The organism is Paenibacillus nuruki (genome assembly GCF_963311185.1).
GTDB classification, from domain to species: Bacteria; Bacillota; Bacilli; order Paenibacillales; family Paenibacillaceae; genus Saccharibacillus; species Saccharibacillus nuruki.
The window spans coordinates 3,408,680-3,434,441 of record NZ_OY725677.1; the positions used below are offsets into that span (position 1 = coordinate 3,408,680).

At 38.5% G+C, this 25,762-nt stretch carries 24 protein-coding genes; 8 read left to right on the top strand and 16 right to left on the bottom strand.

Features of this window, described 5'->3' with window-relative positions; translation table 11 throughout:
* Positions 1-62: 62 nt before the first annotated feature.
* The 3 genes from RCP16_RS15115 to RCP16_RS15125 all read right to left on the bottom strand — a co-directional run bounded on the left by RCP16_RS15115 (position 63) and on the right by RCP16_RS15125 (position 3,316).
* Positions 63-1,247, bottom strand: coding sequence for an MFS transporter (locus RCP16_RS15115; RefSeq protein WP_139129221.1), 1,185 nt, complete (start codon positions 1,245-1,247; stop codon positions 63-65).
* A 186-nt stretch (positions 1,248-1,433) separates the two neighbouring features.
* A complete protein-coding gene (locus RCP16_RS15120) occupies positions 1,434-2,465 on the bottom strand; it encodes a Gfo/Idh/MocA family protein (protein WP_308640694.1) in 1,032 nt (343 codons plus the stop codon).
* 14 nt (positions 2,466-2,479) lie between these two features.
* Positions 2,480-3,316 carry a sugar phosphate isomerase/epimerase family protein gene (locus RCP16_RS15125; RefSeq protein WP_308640695.1) on the bottom strand — a complete coding sequence of 279 codons (837 nt, stop codon included), beginning with the start codon at positions 3,314-3,316 and terminating at the stop codon, positions 2,480-2,482.
* 128 nt (positions 3,317-3,444) lie between these two features.
* On the opposite strand from RCP16_RS15125, the gene RCP16_RS15130 reads away from it, so the two are divergent.
* Positions 3,445-4,362, top strand: a complete 918-nt coding sequence (locus RCP16_RS15130; RefSeq protein ID WP_308640696.1) for a helix-turn-helix domain-containing protein — start codon at positions 3,445-3,447, stop codon at positions 4,360-4,362.
* Between the two features lie 160 nt (positions 4,363-4,522).
* Here RCP16_RS15130 and RCP16_RS15135 read toward each other — a convergent pair whose 3' ends face one another.
* The 4 genes from RCP16_RS15135 to RCP16_RS15150 form a co-directional block, all read right to left on the bottom strand.
* Entirely contained in the window at positions 4,523-5,359 is an 837-nt protein-coding gene (locus RCP16_RS15135) for a DUF4261 domain-containing protein (RefSeq protein ID WP_308640697.1), read from the bottom strand.
* A gap of 197 nt (positions 5,360-5,556) precedes the next feature.
* Entirely contained in the window at positions 5,557-5,823 is a 267-nt protein-coding gene (locus RCP16_RS15140; protein ID WP_069326812.1) for a NifU N-terminal domain-containing protein, read from the bottom strand.
* 59 nt (positions 5,824-5,882) lie between these two features.
* On the bottom strand, positions 5,883-6,338 hold the full coding sequence (locus RCP16_RS15145; RefSeq protein ID WP_069326813.1) for a HEAT repeat domain-containing protein: 456 nt from the start codon (positions 6,336-6,338) through the stop codon (positions 5,883-5,885).
* A 93-nt stretch (positions 6,339-6,431) separates the two neighbouring features.
* Positions 6,432-6,608, bottom strand: coding sequence for a DUF3934 family protein (locus RCP16_RS15150; RefSeq protein WP_069326814.1), 177 nt, complete (start codon positions 6,606-6,608; stop codon positions 6,432-6,434).
* A 190-nt stretch (positions 6,609-6,798) separates the two neighbouring features.
* Between RCP16_RS15150 and RCP16_RS15155 the strand changes: the two genes are divergently transcribed.
* Complete coding sequence (locus RCP16_RS15155; RefSeq protein WP_308640698.1) at positions 6,799-9,048, top strand: hypothetical protein; 2,250 nt, start codon at positions 6,799-6,801, stop codon at positions 9,046-9,048.
* 89 nt (positions 9,049-9,137) lie between these two features.
* Here the strand turns inward: RCP16_RS15155 and RCP16_RS15160 are convergent, their stop codons facing one another.
* The 4 genes from RCP16_RS15160 to htpG all read right to left on the bottom strand — a co-directional run bounded on the left by RCP16_RS15160 (position 9,138) and on the right by htpG (position 14,272).
* Positions 9,138-9,425: a hypothetical protein gene (locus RCP16_RS15160; RefSeq protein WP_308640699.1), complete on the bottom strand. Its 288-nt coding sequence runs from the start codon at positions 9,423-9,425 to the stop codon at positions 9,138-9,140.
* A gap of 86 nt (positions 9,426-9,511) precedes the next feature.
* Positions 9,512-10,129, bottom strand: coding sequence for a DUF6707 family protein (locus tag RCP16_RS15165; RefSeq protein ID WP_308640700.1), 618 nt, complete (start codon positions 10,127-10,129; stop codon positions 9,512-9,514).
* A 184-nt stretch (positions 10,130-10,313) separates the two neighbouring features.
* Positions 10,314-12,014, bottom strand: a complete 1,701-nt coding sequence (locus RCP16_RS15170; RefSeq protein ID WP_069326818.1) for a methyl-accepting chemotaxis protein — start codon at positions 12,012-12,014, stop codon at positions 10,314-10,316.
* Positions 12,015-12,373: 359 nt separating this feature from the next.
* Positions 12,374-14,272, bottom strand: coding sequence for a molecular chaperone HtpG (htpG, locus tag RCP16_RS15175; protein ID WP_069326819.1), 1,899 nt, complete (start codon positions 14,270-14,272; stop codon positions 12,374-12,376).
* A gap of 203 nt (positions 14,273-14,475) precedes the next feature.
* Here htpG and RCP16_RS15180 point away from each other — a divergent pair, with 203 nt between their 5' ends.
* Positions 14,476-15,507, top strand: a complete 1,032-nt coding sequence (locus tag RCP16_RS15180) for a BtrH N-terminal domain-containing protein (protein ID WP_308640701.1) — start codon at positions 14,476-14,478, stop codon at positions 15,505-15,507.
* Positions 15,508-15,585: 78 nt separating this feature from the next.
* Here the strand turns inward: RCP16_RS15180 and RCP16_RS15185 are convergent, their stop codons facing one another.
* The 3 genes from RCP16_RS15185 to RCP16_RS15195 form a co-directional block, all read right to left on the bottom strand.
* Entirely contained in the window at positions 15,586-15,966 is a 381-nt protein-coding gene (locus tag RCP16_RS15185; RefSeq protein WP_069326821.1) for a response regulator, read from the bottom strand.
* A gap of 57 nt (positions 15,967-16,023) precedes the next feature.
* On the bottom strand, positions 16,024-17,067 hold the full coding sequence (desA, locus tag RCP16_RS15190) for a Delta(5) desaturase DesA (RefSeq protein ID WP_069326822.1): 1,044 nt from the start codon (positions 17,065-17,067) through the stop codon (positions 16,024-16,026).
* 897 nt (positions 17,068-17,964) lie between these two features.
* Positions 17,965-18,606 (bottom strand): DUF1349 domain-containing protein, encoded by a 642-nt coding sequence (locus RCP16_RS15195; RefSeq protein ID WP_069326823.1) that lies wholly within the window; start codon positions 18,604-18,606, stop codon positions 17,965-17,967.
* A gap of 127 nt (positions 18,607-18,733) precedes the next feature.
* Here RCP16_RS15195 and RCP16_RS15200 point away from each other — a divergent pair, with 127 nt between their 5' ends.
* The 4 genes from RCP16_RS15200 to RCP16_RS15215 all read left to right on the top strand — a co-directional run bounded on the left by RCP16_RS15200 (position 18,734) and on the right by RCP16_RS15215 (position 23,174).
* A complete protein-coding gene (locus RCP16_RS15200) occupies positions 18,734-19,933 on the top strand; it encodes an MFS transporter (RefSeq protein ID WP_069326882.1) in 1,200 nt (399 codons plus the stop codon).
* A 122-nt stretch (positions 19,934-20,055) separates the two neighbouring features.
* The gene (locus tag RCP16_RS15205; protein WP_069326824.1) at positions 20,056-21,294 is read left to right on the top strand and encodes an aspartate aminotransferase family protein; all 1,239 of its coding nucleotides are present in this window, start codon (positions 20,056-20,058) and stop codon (positions 21,292-21,294) included.
* Between the two features lie 92 nt (positions 21,295-21,386).
* Positions 21,387-22,424 (top strand): zinc-dependent alcohol dehydrogenase, encoded by a 1,038-nt coding sequence (locus tag RCP16_RS15210; RefSeq protein WP_069326825.1) that lies wholly within the window; start codon positions 21,387-21,389, stop codon positions 22,422-22,424.
* Positions 22,425-22,454: 30 nt separating this feature from the next.
* Positions 22,455-23,174: an HAD family hydrolase gene (locus RCP16_RS15215; protein ID WP_308640702.1), complete on the top strand. Its 720-nt coding sequence runs from the start codon at positions 22,455-22,457 to the stop codon at positions 23,172-23,174.
* Positions 23,175-23,275: 101 nt separating this feature from the next.
* On the opposite strand, the gene RCP16_RS15220 is transcribed toward RCP16_RS15215, so the two are convergent.
* Positions 23,276-24,151, bottom strand: a complete 876-nt coding sequence (locus RCP16_RS15220; RefSeq protein WP_308640703.1) for an aminoglycoside 6-adenylyltransferase — start codon at positions 24,149-24,151, stop codon at positions 23,276-23,278.
* Positions 24,152-24,259: 108 nt separating this feature from the next.
* Positions 24,260-25,114, bottom strand: a complete 855-nt coding sequence (locus RCP16_RS15225) for an SDR family NAD(P)-dependent oxidoreductase (protein ID WP_308640704.1) — start codon at positions 25,112-25,114, stop codon at positions 24,260-24,262.
* A gap of 165 nt (positions 25,115-25,279) precedes the next feature.
* On the opposite strand from RCP16_RS15225, the gene RCP16_RS15230 reads away from it, so the two are divergent.
* Positions 25,280-25,735, top strand: coding sequence for a MerR family transcriptional regulator (locus tag RCP16_RS15230; protein WP_308640705.1), 456 nt, complete (start codon positions 25,280-25,282; stop codon positions 25,733-25,735).
* The last annotated feature ends 27 nt before the right edge of the window (positions 25,736-25,762 follow it).

A 25,762-nucleotide genomic window follows, 5' to 3' on the forward strand; every position in this document is an offset into this window, starting at 1 on the left:
CTATAAAAATAAAGAAGCAGCATCGTCCCTATTCGGAATGATCTGCTTCTTTTTTGGGTACCTTATTGTTTTCTCCATCTCGCAATACTCCAGATGAGCAGTGATAACAGCATAAAAACTCCGCCGGATAGACTAACAGCACTCCATCCGCCAATTTTCCACATATAACTACTTACGGACGAGCCGATTGCTCCACCGAGAAATGTACTCACCATCAACACCGTATTCAGACGGCTACGTGCACTATCATTTAAAGCATAGATCCGAGCTTGGTTAGAAACTTGTGCTCCTTGCACGCCTAGATCCAGTAGGACGATTCCGATCATAAGACCGATTAAGCTACCACCCCACCAGCCGAAAAAGGCAAAGGAAATCAGCGTGATCGTTATCATACACCCTATAATCCATTTGGGTTGTATACGATCTGCGATACGTCCCACTACAGGAGCACCTAATGCACCGACCACGCCCACCAGTCCGAATAAGCCTGCAATCTGACTACTATAATGATAAGGCTCCCCTTCAAGGTAAAAGCTAAGTGATGTCCAGAACACACTAAATGAAGCAAAATTCAGCGCACCAATTAATGCTCCCTCACGCAGAACAGCATACTGGCGAATCAATCCGCCCATGGATACGACCAGTTCACGATATGTCGATTTCATCAATGGCTCTACATGAGGTAATTTGCGTCGTAAAACGAGAAACAGGATGAACATTAAGATTGCTGCTATACCATACATCCAGCGCCATCCCCATGTGCCACCGATTAATCCTGAGATTGTTCGAGCTAGCAAGATGCCGAATAATAATCCACTCATCACGGTTCCGATTACTTTACCCCGCTGTTCTGGTGTAGCCAGTTGAGCTGAGAAAGGAACTAGAATCTGCGGAACAACAGTAGTCAGTCCTATCGCAAAGCTAGCAATATACATCCACACAATATGAGTAGAAACTGCCGCCGCTAACAGCGAGATCGTAACCAAAATCAACAAGGTTGAAATAAGCTTACGTCGCTCTCGAATATCACCTAAAGGTACAAATAGCAACATCCCTAACGCATATCCAATCTGTGTAAACGTAGAGATATATCCTGCTCGATCCCGACTAATACCGAATGAAGTTGCCATATCTGCAAGCAGTGGCTGATTATAGTATAAGTTAGCCACTGCTAACCCTGACGCAATCGCCATAATCCATAATAAACTTTGGCGGAGCACAAATGGTTGTGATTGTTCTGTATTCATAAGCGACCCCTTTATATTCATTTTCGCTTTATGATTATACCTTATAATTCAATTAATGATATTCAAAATTTGGTATATCCTTTTACAGTCCAAACAAAAAACTATATTCTACATAGCGCCATCTCAAACGCTATCTGAATATAGTTTTAATGATTCTATAATTTTGAATATGAAAATAATCTAGAATTAGGCTAGAATCTGAGCCACACTCACTTTGTCTCCTGCACGATCTGCTGACAACATCTCTGCCTCAACCAATTGTAATGAACGAAGTGTACTTTCAGGTGTTGCTTGTGACATCGGTTGCCCCTCTATGAGACATTCTATAAAATAACGAAGTTGACGATAATATCCTCGATCTGATGATAATTCAGCAGTATAACCTGTACTATTATTCGGATTGACTTGCACCATATCGTTGATAAAGACAAGATTACCTTGTTCAAAATTGACCCGATAGCTCATCTCAAATCCATAATCCCCTTGTAGTGTCCAATCGACTTGAGCGTTAACCACTTTGCCATCTGCATAGATGTAATTGGTCGATACCACATCATATCCGCTACCTGGAACAACATTTCGTGCTATTGAAGAGACATGTTCGGGCAAGCCAAAAACCCACTGAATTATATCGACATCATGAATATGCATATCTAGCATCGCTCCACCACTACGCTCTTTCTCGACAAACCATCCTTTAGGTGTTGCTCCGCCACGGAAAAATGTAGCACTGATCACTTGCCCTAACGATTGCTCGGTCACCACTTTTTGTAAATATTCATAAGCAGGCCAGAAGCGCAGACATTGCCCGATCATCAACTGCTTCTGATGAGCATGAGCCGCATCTACCATTTGTTGACCAGCAGACGTATGAATCGCCATCGGCTTTTCACAGAATACATGGTATCCACGGGCAAGAAGATCGCAAGCAATCGGAGCATGCAGGTCTGTTGGTAAAGTCAGATCAATCACATCCAATGACTCATCAGCCAGCATTTTCTCCAGATCATCATATAAATGGTAAGCCGATAGATCTATTTGTGCGTGATCTGTATCTGTTGCTATATTACCTGTCACGTTCTCATACTTTAATTCTTCAATACGTATATCGCAAATGGCTACAAGCTGTACATCTACACCTTCTGCTGCGAGCCGAACATAATTTTCAAAATGCATATGTCCCATCATTCCAAAACCAACCAATCCTACTTTCACCATAATTGATTCCTCCTTTATGCTAAAATTGCATCCATTGAATAAGACGTATTGTAAATGATTTGATTCGAATGGTATTTGTAGGCAGGGATCATTTCAGCAGTCACATAGTTGGTATAGCCTATTTTACGCAGAGCAGCAACAACAGCAGGATAATTAACATCACCGGCTAACAAATCCACAAACCCTGCAAGTCCACCCACTTCACGTCGATAGTCTTTGAAATGTACCTTTTTGATATATTGTCCTAGAATCGCTATCCAGTGTTCAGGATAACCTGAATACACTACATTGCCGACATCGAAATAAGAGCCAACATAATCAGAATGAATCTCCTCTAAAAATGTTTTCATTTCAAGCGGTGAAAGCAAAAACTTATTCCATACATTTTCAATACCGATCTGTACACCGACAGCTTGCGCTTCTTTGGACAATGTACTAATTGCTTCAAGTGATCGCTCGTAGGCGACATCATAAGCAATAACAGCATAATCCGGGATAAAGTCTACTCCCACACCTCCGGGAATCACTAGAATCGTATCTACTTCTAGTGCAGCGGCTACTTCCAATTGCTTACGACAAATATCGATAGCTTGCTGACGAGTCGCTGGATCATCGCTAGTCATCGCATATTCCCAATATAGCCCTGTCGCTAATCCACTAATTTCTAAGCCCTCGCTTGTCACTGTTTCACGAATCGCTGACAATTGTGAATCGGTAACATCTAGCCCTAGTTCTCCTTCAGCATTCAGTGACAATTCGATCCCTGCAAAGCCTGCATCTTTTGCGATGTGTGCGCATTCTGCAATACTTAATTGATCTGAGAACGACCAGATATTAATTCCTTTTTTCACAATACCGCCTCCGATAGATAGTTGTTAATTACGAAGTAGAAAGGCTATATATTCATTGATATATCAAGTCATTAACGTTATTCTATCAACAATAAGAGCAAATAGATTTAGAAGAAGGAGAGGTTTTTGTGGACAATTCCGGTTTTTCGCATCCGATGTTTTATCGTAAACAGCGCCTTGCTCCAATAGAACAATGGTCACCGAATATTCATTATGCTCAGCATCAGAAGTTACCTACAGGAATATTGAATCAGCGCATCATTTATGATTTTGAACTGTTATATGTACGTAAAGGGGAAGCAGTTACTCATTTTGAAGATGATAGTATTGTGATTCCAGCAGGGCATTTGTTATTGATTCCAGCAGGTGTTGCTCATCGTAACGAAGTCAGGTCTACGCCGAATGCCCATTTTATTGGTATTCATTTTGACTTTTTTCATGAGCTTCAGATTATACGAGATGAAGATTTAATCGTGAACGAACATAAGATTATTGATACCAAATTTGCGACTGAAGCGATAGCTGAAGGATTCGAGCCTCTTTCCAGTCAGCGTCTATATCTACCTTCTCCCTCATGTGTGCAATTGATCGAACAACTGGTTCAAGAATTTACGATGCGTCCACCGGGTTATCTACTGATCTGCAAAGCCTTATTACTACACATTCTCGGTCTACTTCTTCGATCTCAGAAATCGTATAATCATATGAATCCACCTGTGCAAGGAGATCGTATTTTAGATATCATGAATCAGATCGAACTTTATCCTGCGGATCATTGGAGTAATGCTAGACTTGCCTATGAACTTAATATGAATGAGGATCATATGATCAAAGTATTTAAAAAAATGGCAGGGATGCCTCCTGGAGAGTATGTACAGATGCTACGTCATCGTGAAGCAAGGCGATTATTGCGAGAAACCAACGGATCTATCGAAGAAATAGGACGACAAGTCGGTTATCACGATATTCATTATTTCAGTCGTATTTTTCGTAAAAGCGAAGGCATTCCTCCGCGTGCTTATCGTAAATTGTCACGGATATTGTAATGTTCTCTCGGATATTAATGTACTCTATGATTAAGACAACTATGATGAGCATATACATATCCAAATCAAGCACAAAAACGGCTACCTTGTAAGATAACCGTTCTCAGGTAAAGATTATATAAGATTCACACACTAATTCTATTAAACAGATACTTACAACTTAATAACCAATCTTAATGCTCTCATTCTCAACAGCTACGCCCTGCGATAACGTTAACGACAGACGTTGTTCTTCTGAGAAGCCAATCGTTTCCCCATGCTCTAAAGTCACATCGTAACTAATAATGTAATCGACAATCATCATCGTAAATTCAAAAACATCACTTAGTGGATGCTCGGAATGAATGATTTCGATTTCGTACTTACCGAAATTTTGCAGACCTCTTGTATATGCAGAGCGACCTTGCTCATCTTGATATAATCCGATAAAGACCCATAATTGTACAGGTAATTCTTCGTCTTTCAACATTTGAGCACTTTCGACATAGCTCTCCGCAGACACGACCATCGGTTGCATATAGAACGCTAAAGCATCTTTCATCTGCATCAGACTGCTTACGATTTGTGTAAAGAGTAAATGCCCTGCAATCGGATTCGGTGCACCGGATACACTTACGATCACATGAGAACGATGAGTCGCTACCACTTGCTCTGCTTCTGGCCATAGCAGATTATACTGACAGCATTCTTCTACTTCACGGTTAGGAATCGGCGCTGGCATATGAGCAACCACCACTTGCATCCCTTCCACTTCAAAAACGATATTTTCTTCATTCGGCTGATTTTCAATCACGATTTCTGCATCTTTATGTAAATAACTTATAAAGGATTCCCAATCACAAGTCTCACTGCTGAGTAAAGCAAATCCAAGCAACATCGGTGTCTGCCACGAATCCGCTTGATCTGGCAATGCGGTCGGCATTGGAACGATATTATTATATTCTGAAGATGATGGTGTTTCTTCTTTATTTTTACGAAATTTATCAAAAATACCCATAGTGTGATACTCCTTCGCAGATCGTATAGTGGTTCGATTTCACAAAATATAAACCTGTGCATATTGTAGCAGGAATGCGATTAATATTCACTTGTGTTCCTTTATTTGATATAGATTCACTCATAATGATATAAAAAAAGAAGAGCAATCTGCTCTTCTTTTAGCGTACGAATGAAAGTCTAATGATTGTGCTACAATTACTCAGCATTCTCAAAAGCAGCTTCAACTTGTGGAATAATATCATCCCAGCTCGCATCAGGTAATTTACTTATCGTTACAAAATCACGCATCCCAAAAATATTATCAACACCGTCGATACTGATCAATGCGCTTGCTAGTGGATGATCTGTGCTGTCACCTGCTTTAAGCGAAGTGCTAGCTGGACCTTCAAAGATATGTTGATTGGCATTGATTTTGACCGCGTTCGGGTTAGGTGTGTTCTGGATACTCATTTCGATAGCCATAGGGTAATTCCTCCTGATAGTTGGATTAGGGAGTAGATGTTGGTACTAAACAGATCATCTTACTTGGTATCGTAAGATTCCCATTTTGCTTTTAACCAGTTGTCGAACTCTTCGCCTTTTTCGCCTTCATACGTGTTGTAGATATCTGCACGCATTTTTTGCAATTTCACTTTGAAATCTTCAAAGCTATGATCTTTAGGCAAGCTCTTTTTGATACGAATCAATGTTTTAGTTAATCCTTTAAACAATTCAGGCTTCGCTTTAGATGGTTGTTGTACATCTTGTCCTAGACCTCGCAATTGCTTATACGCTGCATCTTGCACAGCATATACTGGATCATTGTTCATCATATGCGTAAGCAGATCAATAATCGGCTGGTGGTTGTATTGTCCTAATTCATTGACAGCGTTTAGACGCTCCTGCCAATCGGATTTGCGGTGAGCCGCTTTTTTTAATTCTTCATAATTTTCTGGTAATTCAAATGACGTACTTTCGAAATGTGATTCTTCTGTCAAAACATTCAATCCCCTTCTATTTTCAAATCCCGTTACTCTTTATTATAATTCAGCTTCTATCTCGATTGAAAGACATTTCGCTGAAAATAACAGTTAATCTGTACTTTTAGTGGTCGGTGTAGACTTGGAATTGCCTTTTTTATCTTTGTCTGCTCTTGTTGCATAAGGTTTAGGTGCACTTTTGGTTTTTTTAGCGCTAGCTTGCCAGCGATTCCAACCTTTTTTGCCCGTTCCGCGACCTGTTCCACCTTTGCTTTTTGCGTTAGCCAAAATATCACTCCGTTAGATGTAATACATAAATCTGCCTGTACGTACAGACATCCCTATGCTTCTTTGTTCTATTGTATCAAACCCTGCCCTATATCACCACCAACTGGAAAAACAAACATCACTTATGTTAAATTTAATATTGATATGTTGAGGCGAATATTAAAGGTTATGGAATAGGAGATATATAGGCATGCGCAAAGTAGGATTATTTATTTATTTAATTCCCATCATTGTGATCAGTATGATTGCATGGAATGATTATGCCGGCGGAATCGAAGAATTGCAAAACAATCCGTCTGCTGTACATGATATCTTTTATTTGGATCAAGGTCGAAAAATAGTAAGTATTGCGGATGGTGAAAAAGGTCTGCGAGGGATGATCTATAATGTAAGCAATCATCAATTGGAGAAAGAAATCCCGTTCGTTTCCGATATATTCAAAGATACTGCTGTCGCTTATCAGAATAAGCAATTGGTTGTTGCAACAAAAGACAGTAATGATGTTCTGTCTGTTCATTTGATTGATGCCGATGGAAATAGTAAACAACTGAATCGTAATTCATTGAAAGTGAACGACTATTTGAAAAACAGTACATATACATGGCGTAACCGACTGATCGTGGTCAATGATGATTGGACGAATAAAAATCAAATAGCTTCCATGTCCGAAATACAAAATGGACAACTACATTCTGTCGATTTGAGCGATCCTTCTTTGTTGCCTGCTAGACCTACTTCTATAGATGCTAGTTCTAATAGCTTTGAAAGTGATGTCGCCATTCCGATGTTGGTAGCTATGCTTAAAGATGGCACTTCTGCTTATATCAGTGGTATTTTGGATGATCAGCATCGCCCTGCTATCTATCTTGCTACAGCTGATCAAACGAGCTTTGAAGCCGAAAAACAAGCTCAACAACAGTTTGTGCAACATTTCCAAGCGAATCCAACACGTTTATTACAAGTAGAAAGCGATGATCCAAAACAAGTTCGTTTTTACAATCAAGCAACAGATCAAATAGGTGCATTACTGCCTACGCCTCAACCTGTGTATCAAGCTCAGATCATTTTGCTGAATGATCAGGAAGTGCTTATAACAGGTTCAACAAACAAAAATGAAGCGGAAGGCAAATTAATAGGTTATATTTATAATGAAAAAACAAAACAATTTACAGATATCGCTCCACTTCTCACTAACAAAACATATAATCAATTAACCAATGTCAATTTCACCTTCTATAAAGAAAATACGACCACACCACTTTATTATTCAGATACCGATGCTTCGGCAGGTTGGTTCGATCCACAAAGCAATACCGTTACCCAGATGACAACAGCTGAAGTAGAGCAATGGCAAGGAAATGATCCTGCTAAGCAAAAGTCGTGGCATGGGTTTCTAGCATATCTTTTGGAAGGTGGTCCGATTATATTTAATCTATTGATATGGTTGCTTATTCCTTTGATTTTATTAATCATTCCGCTCATTATCCATTTCGTATTACGTAGACGCAAAGCCAAGCAACTTCAGACAGGAATCGTAACGCAAGCAACGATTATTGCTCGTACGGAAACAGGAACCTATATCAACGATCAACCGCAAGTTCGATTTACTGTCCAATTCGAAGATGAAGGTGTATTACGTAAATTAGATATCAAAAAAGTAGTTCCTTACCTACAGATGCCATCAATTGGCGATTCTGCGATGATCAGCTACGATCGCCGTAAACAGACAGCTATTTTTCTAACAACCGAAGATATTCCTGCACAACCACCATCTCAAATCCTTTATAACGCTGTACTTCAAAAAATTGATACTTATGATTCAGTCAATCGAGGTCAAGCATTATTGCTACATTTTGAATTGGATGGTCAGACTTATTCTGTTCCGGTAGTACAACCAAATGGATTCCACTATCGTCTAGGCGACCAAGCAAATCTGATCCAAATTGGAGGTATGACTCGTCTACTCAGCTATGGTGTACTGACTGATTTGAACAAAACAGACGAGCTTACATTACAAGGTGAAATTATTGGTATTCAGTCTTTTCCCGTTCATATTCAGCAACGGCAATTGATGCTGTTGGAAGTATTAGTGACTCAAGACAACCAACGTATTCAGAAGGTCAGCAGTCAATATGTGCCTGCACAGTTAGCTTTGTCTGTCGGTAATCAACTTCCAGTGACTGTAAAGCAAAATGAATTCCAACGTGATCTACGCTTGATGCAAGGCAAGCAAGGAAGTGCTCAAGTCATCGCTGTAACCTTTAATGGAACTACAGGAGAGCGCCCAATCGCACGCATCACGGCACAGCGTGGTGGTTCAGAGTATGTGTTAGAACAATCGATTGAACCTGTGTATGGTGTAGAAGTAGGCGATGAATTGTGGATTGCTTATGATGAACAAACAAGAGAAGCAATGATTGTGAAGTATGCTTCGATGTAGATAGATTTTAGACAAATTAAGAATATAAATAGAAAAAATCCTTCTTCTTTGCATGTGCAGAGTGAGAAGGATTTTTTTATACTATCATTTTAACTAAACGTAGCGAAATAAGCTTTGGATAAAAACAACATAGCCACCATCACTAGACTAGCTATGACATACCCTGATACTCCTTTAGCTCCTTCTTTTTTCAAAAACAATCCGCCTACTGTCGTTCCAAGTAAAAGTATCCCAGGACTTGCGATTATCAATGCTAATAGAATTCCAGTCAAAGGAAATCCGTGTGCAAAATAATGACTCACTTGAATAAACATAAATACAACAGATGCTAAATGAAATAGTGCTACTGCTCCCCACAACCACTTAAACCATTTCATCATATTTATTCCTCAATTCATTATTTACAAATATATTCGATTTTTAAATACATTTATTACTAATAATTGATTTTTTCTCCCTTTTTTCATTTGAAAGGCTCCACCTTTTGAATACCGATTTGCTTGATAATTTCGTTAACTCGCTCTATATACTGTTGACTCTCTGCATCTATTTTCTCATCTGTATAAGGAAGTTGAGCACCTAATTCTTTGATTTTGAAAAGCTTCATGATATACAAAATACGCTGTTCACATTCCATAGAGGGTTTCTTTTGTGTGATCGCTGCATCTATCGTTTTGGTGTTTAATGTCTCACCTTTTACAAAGCGGTCTTGTACATTGTGCTTCACTTTCACTACATCTTCTTCGCCTGTCTGGAGTGCATCGTCTATCCATTTCATAGCTTGATCGTAGACAGCTGACTGTCCTTCTTCACGAGCGATTCGTGCTTGCAAAATCAATGCATGCTCTACCCATGTCCAATAATCATAATTTTCTGCAAACGGAATCTGGGACAGTTCATCCAGTAACTCTTTGATCTGTGGCTTCTGATCGCTTTGAGTGATATATAAGAGATAACTTAATTTCACCAATGCCGCCAGATACGCTTTTTGGATCTTTTTATATTTGGCTGGAATCTGCTCTATGTATGAATGTAGTTCTGCTTTCTTTTCGATACGGGTAAATACTTCTTTTAATTGCATCGTAATCCCCTCCATCTGAAATATAGCTTTATTATATTCTAGTTGCTTCCACTTCTTCATGATCTTAACATAAAGCCACAACCTTTTCTCGAAACAATGTGAGAAGGTCGTGGCTCTATTGGTTGTTATATTTGCTAATTATCGTTGTGCGATATAAAGATAGTATACCTGATCTAGTCGAAAATTATACTTTGCAGAAAGCGATCAATTGTTGTAATTCTTCTGCTAACTGTGATAGATGACGAGCAGATGAAGCTACATCTTCCATCGTAGATAACTGTTCTTCACTAGCCGCATTCATTTCATCAATACCCGCAGAACCTTGCTGTGATAGTGCACTTAAATGTTCCATCGCTTCGGCAACTTTTTGAGTTTCTTGAGTGGCATTATTGATTAATGTATTTGTTGAATTGGTTTGTTGGACAGTTGTATTAATAGATTGCTGAATCGCTTCAAATGCAACTGTGACCCGTTGTCCTCCATCAATACTAGCTTGAACACTGTGTACAGAACCTTTTGCTTTATCGACAGCACTTTGACTTTCTTGTTGTACATCTTTGATCAAGCTAGTAATTGTAGTGGAAGAGCTCGCTGAACTTTCAGCCAGTTTACGGATTTCATCAGCAACTACGGCAAATCCTCGTCCAGCATCACCTGCACGCGCGGCTTCAATAGAAGCGTTAAGTGCTAATAGATTGGTTTGTTGAGCGATCTGCTGAATAGCGGAAGAAGCAAATCCAATCTGCTCTGATTTCGCATTTAGATTCGTAAGCACATTTAATGTAGAATGAATATCGCTTGATAATTGTTCAATACGATTTGTAATATCTCGTACTTCATCAATTCCTTTTTCAGCAGTTTGTTGCATGTTTTCGGTCATTTCGCCCACTTGTTGGCTCGTATGAGAGATTTGATCCATCTGACGTGCCATTCCATTTACCGAATCTGTCACTTGAATAACTGTTTGGGTCTGGGAGGTAAAGCCAGTTGCTAATTCGCCAGAAGACGTAGCAATATGAGAAGAAGCCTGTGCTGTTTGCTCTGCACTAGCGGTTAACTCTTCCGAAGATGCAGACAGCGTCATTGCACTTTCATCTACACTTTTAATAATTTTACGCATACTTGCTATAAGCGTATTAAAAGCGGTAGCAACCTGACCAATTTCATCTTTCGCCTGGTAATCTGCTGCTGTTGTAAGATCCCCTTGAGCCGCTTGATTCATCAATTGTTGAACTTTACGTAATGGACGTGAAATAAGTAATGCAATCCATAAGCCGACTAACAAAGACACGAGCAATCCAATAATAATAAAAGTAACCATAACTATAGTAGACCGACTATACGTATTATCAGCCGTAACTTTACTTTGATTGGCTTCATTTACCATACTGGTACGCAAAGTATCTAAATATTTATTCAAAGTAATACGTGTATTTTCTAAATCAGTGTAATTTGACTGAGCAGTCGTAAGATCGCCTGCACCTACCGCATCTAAAATATTCTGCCGAGCGTCTGAAAATGCTATATTTGTTTCTGTAAGATTAGCTAAATTTTGCTGATTTTCAGGACTAAGAGTCGTTTGTTTAAGCAATTCGTATTGTTTACCTGTATCCGAAGCTGTTGTAGCCACTTCTTTTATCAATGTTTCTCTTTCCGTCATATCTGTTGTACGCGTAAGTATTAATAGGCGTTTGGCATTGTTACTATAATTAATAATAATCTGATCCATAGCCATCACAGGTTTCATATTTTTCTCGTACATATCTGTTGCAATGTTAGACATTTGTTTTGTTGAAGTCGTACCGTTAAAGCCTAAAGCAAGCAATAATAGTAGATTAATAATAATTAAAATTACAATTTTGGTACGAACACTTAGATTCTTCATATTCAATAAACCCCTCTGAAAGTTTTTTAGTTTTTATTAGTAATGCCTGATTGTGTATTACTTCATATCACCAACCTCTATCTATGATGTTTATCTAATTAGAATTTTGAAGTATATCGTTATTCAAACTAATGACTTAGCAGCTTAAATTTTGATCAATTAAGACTTTAGCAATACATTAGCTTCAAATTTAACTATATTTATATGTCGGTAGTACTAATTTAAATATGTATAGCAAATCCACCATTTGTTGTAAAAAATATTATTTTGTCGTTTATTGACGAATAAAAGCACAAAAAAACTCCTTAATCATAAGGAGTTTTTTTGTGCTTTTATTTTTTATAGATTAACTATTGAATTTAAACCATCACTTTACAAATATCGTTGGTGAATTCTACTGGATCTTGTACCGGTAGACCTTCGATCAACAATGCTTGATTGTATAGTAAGTTCGTATACAGGTTCAACTTGTCTTTATCGTTTTCAAGCGCATTTTTAAGTGATTGGAATACATCATGGTTTACGTTGATTTCCAATACTTTATCAGCTTTCACACCGCCACCATCTGGCATTGCTTGAAGAATTTTTTCCATTTCAATCGATAGCTCGCCTTCTGTAGATAAGCAGACAGGGTGCGATCTTAGACGTTTGGATGCTTTGACATTGGATACTTTACCTGCCAAAGTCGCTTTCATCGCTTCGAATAGATCTTTATTTTCGTTTTCTTCTGCTTCTGTAGTTTGATCTTTCTCATCCGGTTCGATTCCAAGATCGCCACTAGATACAGATTTGAATGCTTTATCTTTGTACGTGTTGATCATTTTAATAGCAAATTCATCAATATCATCTGTAAAGTATAGAATTTCATACCCTTTATCAGATACCATTTCAGTTTGCGGTAATTTCTCAATACGTTCAATCGATTCACCTGCTGCATAGTAGATGAACTTCTGATCTTCTGGCATTCTGGATACATATTCGTCCAGTGTTACTAATTTCTTCTCATGGGAAGACGCAAACAATAGAATATCTTGCAAATCTTCTTTGTGCATACCATATTCGTTATAGACGCCGAATTTCAATTGTCTGCCGAACGATTGGTAGAACTTCTCATAGTTCTCACGCTCTTCTTTAAGCATCGATTGCAATTGACCTTTGATTTTGTTTTTGATATTTTTAGCGATTAATTTCAATTGACGATCATGTTGTAGCATTTCACGTGAAATGTTAAGAGACAAGTCTTCCGAATCGACCATCCCTTTCACGAAGCTAAAGTAATCAGGCAATAGATCGCTACATTTATCCATAATCAATACGCCATTAGAGTATAGTTCTAAGCCTTTTTCATACTCTTTGGTGTAATAATCAAACGGTGTATTTTCTGGAATAAATAGAATCGCGTTATAGACAACAGCTCCATCTGCGCTGATATGAACATGCTTCAGTGGTTTGTCAAAACCATAACGTTTTTCATTATAAAAGTTCTCGTAATCTGCGTCGGTTAGCTCGCTTTTGTTTTTGCGCCAGATCGGAATCATACTGTTAACCGTCTGTTCTTCGGTGTATTCTACATATTCTGGTTCAGCATTTTCGTCCGTGCTTTCTGTTTCTACAGGACGACTGCCGCTGATATCCATTTTGATTGGGTAGCGGATAAAATCAGAATATTTCTTAATGATCGCTTTTAGACGATATTCTTCCAAATATTCATCGTATTGATCATCTTCTGTATTTTCTTTGATTTTGAGCGTAATCACGGTTCCTACAGTGTCTTTCTCTGTTGGTGTGATTGAATAGCCTTCTGTTCCTTCAGAATGCCACAGGAACGCTTGATCACTACCTAACGCTTTACTCGTTACAGTTACTTCATCTGCCACCATAAACGCCGCATAGAAGCCTACACCGAATTGACCAATAATATTGTGACCGTCTTTTGCTTCATTTTCCTTTTTGAAAGCAAGCGATCCACTTTTGGCGATAATTCCTAGATTGTTCTCAAGGTCTTCTTCGGTCATACCAATCCCTGTATCAGCAATTGTTAACGTTCTAGACGCTTTATCCGCAGATACTTTGATATAATAATCTTCTTTGTGGAATGTCAAAGAATCATCGGTTAATGCTTTATAGTAAATTTTATCAATCGCATCGCTTGCATTAGAGATTAATTCGCGCAAAAAGATCTCCTTTTGCGTATAGATAGAGTTAATCATCATTTCTAATAATCGTTTGGATTCCGCTTTAAATTGCTTGGTAGTCATGAAAAGTAAGTCTCCCTTCGATTCTGCTTTTTTTAGCACTCTGACAATACGAGTGCTAATCGCTACCTTTTATATACCATATACTGATTTTGAATGTCAATTCTTATCGCTTAATTTGTTTCTTATATCTGGCAGTAGTATGATAACAACATACATAAGATGTTCTTACTATACACATATGAAGATAAGGAGCGAAATTATATATGTCTTCCTTTTCCAATTTGCTTGATTTGAAACCTTTATCTGGATTCGACTGGTCTTGTTTCAATGGGAATATTGCAACCGCTATCTCTTATTTTGGTAACGATTACTTACACGCTTTTCAGCAGTCATGGACGTTTTCACGATTCGATCAACATGATCTTCCTTATCATTCGCTAGGTCAAGAAACCTATACGTATGAAGAGATTTTAAAATATGCCAATGTAGATTCTATGCTTCATCGTAATATCGCTTTACCGGATGCGCTCCACAAAATTCATCAAGAACTTGAAGCAGGTCGACCTGTATTGGTTAAATGTGATGCGTTCTCTTGCCCATGGTTTCCTGATAATTATCATACTCTGCATAACACACATTTTTTTATTATTGTTGATTATGATCCACAGACGGATGTATTCTCTTGTACAGATGTCTCCTATATGACTCATAACTATAAGCAAAGTGTAGCTGATTTTAGTCAGGGCTTTCTTAATGAAGTGATGACATTCTCACCTACTACTCGTACTGCTCATACTGAAAAGATAGATATAGATTCATTATTACTGAATATTGCCAAAACCAATCTTGGGCTCCAACCTCAAAGCTATTCTATTTTTGATTCGATGCGTACATTTGCTGATCGATTCGAAGAATGTTATCAGTTAGCGGTGACAGAAATGAACCAATTCGATCTAGATGCTGCTAATAAATTACATCTTGAGTTATTGTATATTATTCAAGCTCGTATGCAGTTTTTGAGATGGTTAGAACATTATGCAGATACTGAAAATGCAAATATACAACGTATACGAGCCGCTTTTGAACAATCTATCAAAAGTTGGTCGATTGTCCGTATGATGTATCTCAAATTATATGAACCCAAGTCCAACAAAGAACATATCTTTAATACATTGCCTGAAAAGATTAAAGCGATTGCCGCAATGGAAGAAGATATCGCCTATACTATTTTGCATATGGAACAGATGCGAGTACTCAACCTCAAGCTATCCCCAGCTCATACTTCTATCAGGTAGCAGGTCTGTCTCTCCCGTCAAAAAACACAAAAAAAGAACTGCCCTTTGCGGAGCAGTTCTTTTTTGACATATTATCGTTTATCGTAAATCTTCCCAATCGCTGAGTGCTTCTTCAATCACTCGTTTGCGTAAAGGTTTACTGATATAGGCGTTCATTTTAGATTCTGAAAGTAAATCTACATTCAGAAGATCAGTAGAACAAGCAATAATATAAGGCTGTTTCTCATTTTCTGAAATAGCGGATCGAATCTGTTGAACAGCTTCAATCCCACCCAATTCTGGCATACGCAAATCCATAAATATCATATCGTATGAATGTTGCGCAGCCAGTTGTACAGCTTCTTTACCATGCCTTGCACCTTTGACTTTATGCCCTAATTTCCTCAACATTTCCATTAACACATAACGGTTAATATCATTGTCATCAGCAATCAAGATCTCAAGGTTTTTTGTTGTCATATATTCGGAAGAATAGACCACCTCTCTAATAAACCTGGTGATACATCTATCCGATCGTTAACCTGCTTTTTGATGTTGTTTTTTGTTCTTCACTTTAAGTGAAGTATCAATATCTTTGAATCCGATAAATTTCTTCGTATCTTCATTCCAAATACGGAAACGTAACGACTGCAAGCTAGTCAATAATGTAATTGTCTGTACATCTTGCAATACAGGACTTGTATTATGCGCGGACTCCAAGAAGTAATTGGGTACACGTGAGCTTAAATGATGAATATGGTGGAAACCGATGTTACCGGTAATCCAGTGCAATACTCTAGGAAGTTTGTAGAAAGAGCTACCATGCATAGCCGCTTTAACATAATTCCAGTTTTCTTCTTCTTCAAAGTAACTTTCTTCAAACTGATGCTGTACATAGAACAACCAGATACCGCCTACACCAGACATAAAGAAGATTGGACCTTGAATCATTAGAAATGCTTGCCAACCGATTCCCCAGCACAGCAAACCGATAATTACAACAAGCGCTACGTTAACCATATACGTATTCATACGCTCTTTTTTCGGAGCACCTTTACGGTTAAAACGGTAGATCAATAAAAATGTATAAATAGGACCGATCGTAAACATAATCATTGGATTACGATACATACGGTACACCCAACGACGTAATGGAGATAATGCTAAATATTCGTTCACAGTTAATGTCCAGATATCGCCTGTTCCGCGTTTATCTAAATTACCATTAGTTGCGTGATGCATAGAGTGGCTATAGCGCCATTGATCATAAGAACATAAAGTCATAATACCTGTAATATTACCTACAATAGTATTTGCTTTACGGTTTTTGAAAAAGGAACGATGACAGCAATCATGAAAAATAATAAAGGTGCGAACTAAGAAGCCGCCAGCAAGTACCATAATAGGGATAGTCAACCAGTAGGATACTGATAAACTAAGGTATGCAAGATACCATAGACCGAAAAATGGAACAAGTGTATTAATCAGTTGCCATACACTGTATTTCGTGTTTGATTTCTCATAGGGAGCTAAACTTTTACGCCAATTGTCTTGATCTTTCGTCACACGCGCAGTGGACATATTTGGGTGCTTCCTCTCTTGGGATCGATTCGTAACCTACTTCACAATGATTCCACAGTAGTCACTCATGGAACCCCCGAGAAAGATTAAGTTATCACATAGGGCTTTTTGAACATTTTCGAAAAATTAGTACCTGCCTATATACTCTATTGTATTACGTTACATAGGTGCTTGTAAACCAAGCTAGCTCTTTTCACAGGATATCCATACAATATGTCTAAAAACCAAACTTTTACATATTCACATATATACATAACAAAAAAAGATTATTCAAAGAACCGCATTTTCTGCTGATTCTCTGAATAATCTTTTGGTCGATTGCTTCTTACACACGAAGCTATTTTGTGTACCATTACCCGGGAAATATAGAATTCATTATACGATCTGCCCATTACTTCTATACTACTTATACAAGTATTAGGAAGCTCAATAACTTACTCCTATTTCTTTATTCATTTTATTACAAGTCTTTGTGCATATTAATCATGACAAATTAACTTTAGAGCTAACTAATCCTTACATCTTCAAAAATAAATATAGTTCTTTTGTAGGGATAAATCGTCCAGCTAAAGTGATAAAGAGCCATAAAAAGAATAGACAAAACAAAAAGACCTCATAAAATCAGGTCTTTTTATTTTGTTATTCCATTTTTTACGTAATTTCAATTTTGAATCTACCTTCTGTTTCTAAAGTAGCATTTACAAAATAGAATAAAAATGATTTTAATTTTACTCATTTTATTCTTTAAAATGCTATGTCATTCTTCGCTTTCCTTATTTAATTTGAAATGAAGAACTTTACATATTATTGACTTGACTATTCAAATTTGAGACTCTATAGTTATTTATTGTAATTAAATACATAATTTTTACATTTTTATCTCAGTCATTTTTTCTGCTATTTGTTCTCTTTTTGAAGCGGTTCAATATGCAAATATTCGAACTCCACATGACAGCCATCTCCTTGTGGGCTACATGCATATACACCACATTGAAAAGGCGTTTGATCATTTTGATCATCAAACAAATGAGCGATCCGTATTTGATTCCATTTCAGTTCTGAAGCATCATCTTGTTCTTGTTCGGCATATTCAATCGTGTAATCACCCGCTTCACGGCGAATACGAAATAAAAGTTCGGTCTCGCCTGCAACAAAGTTTTGGGTAGACCAATCTGAATATCCATTGTTGGTAACAACGGCACCTAACTTGGCATGACCATCTGTTTCAAATTCTACAGAAGTCTTAAGCCAGCAATGTTCTGAAAAACGAATCATCAATCCAGCTTGATCATATTGGTGAACTGGATATGTACGCACTTTCGTTGTCATAATCATGTCACCTGTCATCTCGGCAAATAGAAAATGTCCGTTGTCTACTCGAAATCCATAATGTGTTTTTTGCCAGAAATCAGTTTTCGCTAATGGTTTGAAAGTAAGGACTTGTTTCTCTGAAGAGACTTCCCATTCTTCAGGTGGACAGTGCCATTGCAGTCGTTCATCCATAGCCTTACCTTGAAAGTTTTCTAATAGTTGACTCATTCCCTATCACTCCTTATTCGATGAATACATAGATGGCAGTTTCTGTACAAGATCTGCCTTCATTCATTATGTTGATCATAGATGGAAATTTCAAGTGTATTTGATTATTTATGGAAGGGTGATGATGTTGAAAAGGATTTTTGGATTAAGTTGTGGCTTTTACTTTCTAATCGGAATTACCAGTGTTTTGTTAGGCGCTCTGCTGCCCGTCATTTTGCCTCACTATGGTAAAGATTACAGCGATGGAGGCACATTGTTATTTTTACAATTCATGGGTTTTCTTGTGGGGGTAGTTGTTTCTCCTTCTTTATCTGCATGGGTCGGACGCAAACATATGTTACTGATTGCATTAGGGGCAATTACGATTGCTTATGCAATGATGGGTACTTTGCCAGTATGGGGTTGGATGGTCACGATGACGATTTTTGTAGGCTTTGGTTCAGGTATTATCGAATCTTCGATTGGAGCCTTTACGATCGAATTCGCTGAAGCGCAAAAAGCAGTCGCGATGACCAAGCTAGATGTTTATTTTGGAGTAGGTTCATTATTAATTCCTGCTTTAGCAAGTCTGTATATTTTCTTAAATGTATGGCAGTTGTCTTTCTACACTGTTGCATTAGCTACTCTTCTCTTACTGTTATTCTGGATCACCATGCCAGCAGATAGTTCTGCGCAACTTCGGCGTATTCAAGAACATGATGCCGATCATACCGGAGCTGTCGTGAAACGAAAATATAGCGGTAAACAATTACAATTTCTCAGTATTTTCATCTTATTCTTTTTTGTATACATGGGTCTTGAATTAGGAGTGATGAATTTTCTACCTTCTATTCTGATCGAAAGTATTTCGATTAGTGATTCAGCTGCTTCGCTCAGTGTCACTTTTTTCTGGGCAGCCATGACGATTGGTCGGTTATTTGTCGGTCGTATAGCAGAATCGATTCGTTATGTTCCTTTCTTGATTGGTAGTTCGCTTGGCATGATGCTTATGATTATTGGACTTGCTTTGGTTTCTCATCCTGTAGCGATGTATATTTTGATTTTTGCTATCGGCTTATTTATGTCAGGACTATTCTCTATCGCTTTAGTATTCGCTAATTCTCTTATTCCAGGAATGACGGAACGTACAACCAGTATTCTGATTGCTGCTGGTGGAATCGGTGGATCGGTCTTGCAGTATGTGATCGGTTGGAGTATGGCGAACTGGTCTGTCGGACCTACGTTATGGGTATTTGCTGGATTCTCATTGGTGCTGTTAATTAGTATTGCTTTTACTTCTCAATGGAGTACTTCACAAGCCAAATTAACATCAAGAGTGCAATCCTAGATCCATACTCTGTAAGGGAGGTGAGGAACAGCGATCCAAGAAACGATTGTAGTTGAGTGGTATCAATGACAGAGCATTTTAGCAGATCAAGTCTATTTGAACTTAAAATCAGGAGGCAAATCATGCAAACTTTAACTGAGAATCGGTTTCGTTATGGTAGAGGTATTAAATTAATTGACGATACAGGTACAGAATATATAGATGGTGTATCCGGTACATTTAATCTTTCTCTTGGATACAATCACCCGTATGTAGTGCAAAAAGTGCAAGAGCAAGTTGGCAATCTGACACATATGTCGTCTACGTTTACAGAACCTTATGTCGATGAAGTGTTATCTCATTTGTTAGAATATGCACCGAATGGGATTGATACAGGCTGGATGCGTGACATCACGGGTTCCACTGCAAACGAATGCGCAACTAAAATTGCTCAAAAATATACTGGTGATACCGATATTGTCAGCCTTTTCTACTCTCATCATGGACAGACACAATTTGCCACAGGTATTTCGGGTAATGCTTTCCGTCGTAAAGGATTTCCGAATTCCTCTGTTCCCAATTCTCTGCATGTACCTGCACCTTATTGCTATCGTTGCCCGTTCGATGCCAAGCCGTCCAATTGTGGAATGAAATGTGTAGAAGCGCTAGCCGATCAGATTGAATATGGTGGTTCTGGTTCTACAGCTTGTATGATTATCGAACCGATTCTAGGTAACGGTGGTAATATTATGCCTCCACCTGAGTATTTCAAAGGTATTCGTCAGTTGTGTGATGAACAAAATATCATCTTGATCGCAGATGAAGTACAGACAGGTATTGGTCGTACTGGTTATATGTTTGCAAGTACATTATTCGATATTAAACCTGATATCATTACGCTGGCTAAAGGGCTTGGTGGTATCGGTGTCCCTGTTGCTGCGGTATTGATGCAGTCTCGTCTAAATGTCCTTGAAAAACATGAGCATTCCTTTACTTCAGGTAGTAATCTGATCTCTGTTACAGCAGCTAAATCAACATTGGAAGTTGTGTCTGAACCTGGATTCATGGAAGATGTACAACGCAAAGGAAAATTACTGGGCGATTTGCTTTTAAATTTGGAAGAGAAATATAACTGTATTGGTGAAGCTCGTGGCGTAGGTCTAATGTGGGGTCTAGAAATCGTAGATGAATATAATGCTCCAGATACCAACAAAATGAATGCGATTATCAATTTTGCTTTTGCTGATCAACAATTAATTCTACGTGGTTCTCGTTATGGATTCGGTAATGTTGTTAAAGTTCGTCCTTCTCTTACTGTAACAGATGAAGAGATTGTAGAGATTATCCGTCGTCTTGACCTCGTTTTGTCGTCTTTGGATTAAAGCGCTTTTACTTAATTACGTTAAAATTATGTATATACGTTGTTATCTGAATTTAAAAGAATACGCTTAGCTTTAATATGAGGAGGAATATTATGTTATCACTTGTCTACAAATCAGCTTGGGACGTTGCTCTGGAAGAAAGACCACAACCACAAATTACGCAGGAAAATCAAGTGCTGGTACGCATTCATGCAACAGGCGTATGCGGAACTGACCTTGGTATCGTAAGTGGCAAATACCATGCCAAATCGTCTATCATTTTGGGACATGAATCGGCTGGAGAAGTCGTACAAGTCGGTGATCGGGTGACGACGCTACAAGTTGGGGATCGCGTTGTGATTGACCCTACCTACTATTGCGGTCAGTGTAATATGTGTCGTACAGGAAGGCAGAACCATTGTTTACATAAAAGCACCACGGAGACAGGAGTCAGTAGTGATGGTACATTTACCGATTACTACGTAACCGAAGATCGGTTCCTTTACAAATTAGCAGATCATGTTAGTTATGCAGAAGCGACGCTAACTGAACCTTTAAGTTGTATGCTGACAGGTATTAATCAGATTCAATTACTTCCTAACTTCCGCACGATTATTTTGGGAGCGGGTCCGATCGGGATGTTATACAGTTATGCTTTGGCTTCCAAAGGGGTGTCCGGTAGTATTGTCGATATCTCACAGGATCGCTTGCATATTGCAGGTGCGATAGCGCCGGAACGTTGGGATACTCATAACTCTTTTGAAAGTGCATTAACGCATATTTCTCCATCCGATCATCAAGTGGATCTGATTGTGGATACAACAGGAGCTGTAGGGACAACTGTCCTTTCTAATCTGGCACATGGTGGATATCTGATGCTTGTCGGTCTGCGTGATGGAGTTAGCTCTTTCAACCCTAAAGAAGTTGTTGACCGCAGTCTCAAAATTATCGGTTCGATCGATTCTTTAGGTACATTTGCGACTGCTCATTATATGATCGAACGCAATCTGATTCCAGCAAGTAAGCTGATTACGCACACTTTTGCACTGCAAGATTATGAAGAAGCGTTCCAGACGCTAGGCTGTAATATCAGCAGTGGTACATTGACACCATCTTCAAATGCTATTAAAGTCGTTTTACAATCTACTTAATTGGATCTGAAGAATGGAGGTCAATTCAATATGACATCAGAACATTTTAATCATCCTTCATCCCCATTGTGGCAAGACCCGCCGATTCAAGCGTTCATTTTTGATATGGATGGTGTGTTGATCGACAGTGAACCTATTTATTTTGAAATTGAAAAAAGTTCTTTTCAGCATCTAGGGGCTACGGTTGAAGAAACAGAACATCATACGTATGTAGGGGTGACGCTAGAATCGATGTTCCAACAGGTACTGAATAAGCATCAGCTGGATCATGTCCTAGCTGAAGTGCTAGCATTTCATAAAGAAAATGTGATGAAGGTGATGCAAGGTCATGAAGAACTACAAGCTTTTGATCATGTAGAACAATGGATTCAATGGTTGTCTAACTCAGGAATCAAGCTGGCGGTCGCTTCCTCTTCTCCACGTTCTTTAATCGAATTGATTTTGGAACGTACGGGATTACGTCCTTTCTTCACCGTGATGGTCAGTGGTGAAGAAGTAGCTCATGGTAAGCCTGCACCCGATATTTTCTTACATGCCGCAGAGCTATTACAGGTCGATCCGCAACATTGTGTAGTGATCGAAGATTCTCGCAATGGTGTTCAAGCAGCGAAAGATGCAGGTATGCGCTGTATCGGTCATCAGAATCCCGGTTCAGGCAATCAAGATTTGAGCAGAGCAGATATCATTATTCATAGTTATGCGGAGTTATTGGAATTACGTGATTCTCTGCATATCGGTGTACGTTCATAAGACAAATATTAGATAATCCAAAAGCCTTATTCCTTCTATTAGGAGTAAGGCTTTTTTGCTATACATCAGAATGATAAGATCCGAGTATAATTTTTTCTATTTTATAAATCAAAATCTTGAGCTTCAGGACTTAGAGAACGAATATGATGCATATACGTACGAACCTTCTGATCTTGGACAGTATCATATTCAAAGTTCATTTGCTTGGCGACATCACAAGCCGTTTGCCGAAATAAATCCATCATTACATCTAATGCTTGCCAGATCTTCTCTTCATCCGCAGTAGGATAAGTCGCTAATAACTGTGTCCATACAGATGGTTCAAGAAAAGATTGTAGATACTTATGGTTTTTCCCGATGCTCACTTTGAATGCTGTATCGATCCCTACTTGCCATGTTAACATTTGCAATACCATCGGACGAATATAAAGATGAAAATGATCCAATACGTATATCATTTCCTGTCTCCATAACCCTTTAGCGGCATACGTCGATACCCACCAAAATTCATTACAACAATTAGCATACTGTTGTGCTGTTGGCGATGTAATATGATAATCCTCATCTGTCGGTGGCAAAAGTTCCGGCATCCGCTGATCTTTGTCTAGCAGTACGTCGATAAGCTTATCTTCATGAATATAAGTCGCTTGAAGAGACAGAGGAAATAATCTGAGATCAATTCGGTTCCCATCCGCCAGTAACATCAAATAAGCAAATCGTCCATCATTATCCTCAAACGAATCTCCCATAGCATCTGGCATTTGCATTATAATCTTTTCACCGAAATGATCTGTCCAATCACAGTCTCCTATAAAAGATTGCACATCGGTAACTAGATACACGATATCGTAATCTTGAAAAATATCGACCGGTACTTTGCTATTCACACGCGACCCATTCATCGCCACTACCCGCACCCGTTCATCCTGCTCCGCAAATTGCATAATTAAATCCATCATCTGCTGTTGATTACGCATATGAGATCATCCTTTCTTTGTCTTTGGAAAAGAGACATGTCTTCGCACATATAGCAACTCTGTTGAGTGCCCACTACTTTTAATGTGATATCCAAAGGATGGGATTATTTATCTTTTATACTCTTGCTCATAGATTCTATGCACACGCTCGCTGATTATAGATGCACTCTGTTTAAACTTTAACCGTGTAGTCTTGCCTTTAACAATATAATCACCTGCTACCAATAACGAACGATTTTCTCCTAAAGCCGCGTCATATAATAAAGAGGCTCCATGCGTCGGAGCTGGAAAAAATAATCGCGTCAGGATTTGGATAAAAAACGGAATCCCTGATTTTTTACCCGAACGTAGCGTATTATTGCCACCTGGATCAACACTTAACAACTTAATTCCTTTGAGATGTTCAAATTCAGAAGCACGTTCAGAAGTCCACAGCGATAAAGCTAACTTTGCTGTTGCATAGGCACCAATTAGAGGCTTAAATGTTGTCGGATGTTCTAACTGATCAGGATCAAATGTTAACCGTGTAGCAAATACAGCGCTGGATGTATTAATCACCGTACGTAGATTTCCCTGCTGAAGTAGCTGCTCCAGTTCTTTCAAAATAATATAGGGAGCTACAGTCTGTGTATCAAAGTGAAGCTCACGTCCTTGCGGGGAAAAGCTTAATTCAGGATAACTTCCACCTGCATTATTATATAATATATCAATATGGGTTTCTCGGGCTTGAATCTGTGTGAGTACTGTTCGTAACTGTTCAAAATCAGATACATCAGCCACATAAATACGTAAGCGCTGATCTTGGATAGCTTGTTGAATCTGTATATCATCCGTAGCAAAGGAAGATCGAATAATCGCAATCACCTGCCATTGTTCCTCTAATAATCGATGAGTCAAAGCAAGACCAATTCCATGATTGGCTCCAGTAATACAAGCAACCCGTGCTAAAGATTTAGTATCCATCTGTTTTCCTCCTATTAAAATGAACCATTTTCACCCTTTATGACAAAGGGTTGAGTTCACTCTACAACTTGGAGTCGAATCGAAGTCAACTTCACATAAATAGATTGACTTGGAGTCAACTCCAAGTTGTACACTAATCATATGATCTTAAAGGAGTGATCCAGCATGAATCGAACCGAAGCATTTTCAATCAAAGAAGCTTCCTATCAAAGTGGACTGTCCGAAGATACGATTCGTTATTATGAGAAGATTCAATTACTTCCACAACCGAATCGCAAATCTAACGGTCACCGTGTATACGATCATACTAATATTGAAAAAATGAAATTAATCCTATGTCTGAAAAAAACAGGTTTGTCTTTGGAAGAAATGCGACCGTATGTCCAGTTATCTTTAGATAGTGATCTAACCGATTATCCTGAACTTTATCATATGCTACAACAGCATCAACATACTATTCAGGAACATATTCAATCGTTGCAACAGATATCTCATTTTATTGATATCGTGTTAGAACGTACACCTTCCTTACGCCCTCCTGCAACATCTTGCACAAGCGAATCTCAAGATCACCGTGTTCCTTTGAACAGACACAACCTTTTGAAAAGCTCAGTCTCTTAATCATCCTTAACCAAAAAAGAACAAGTC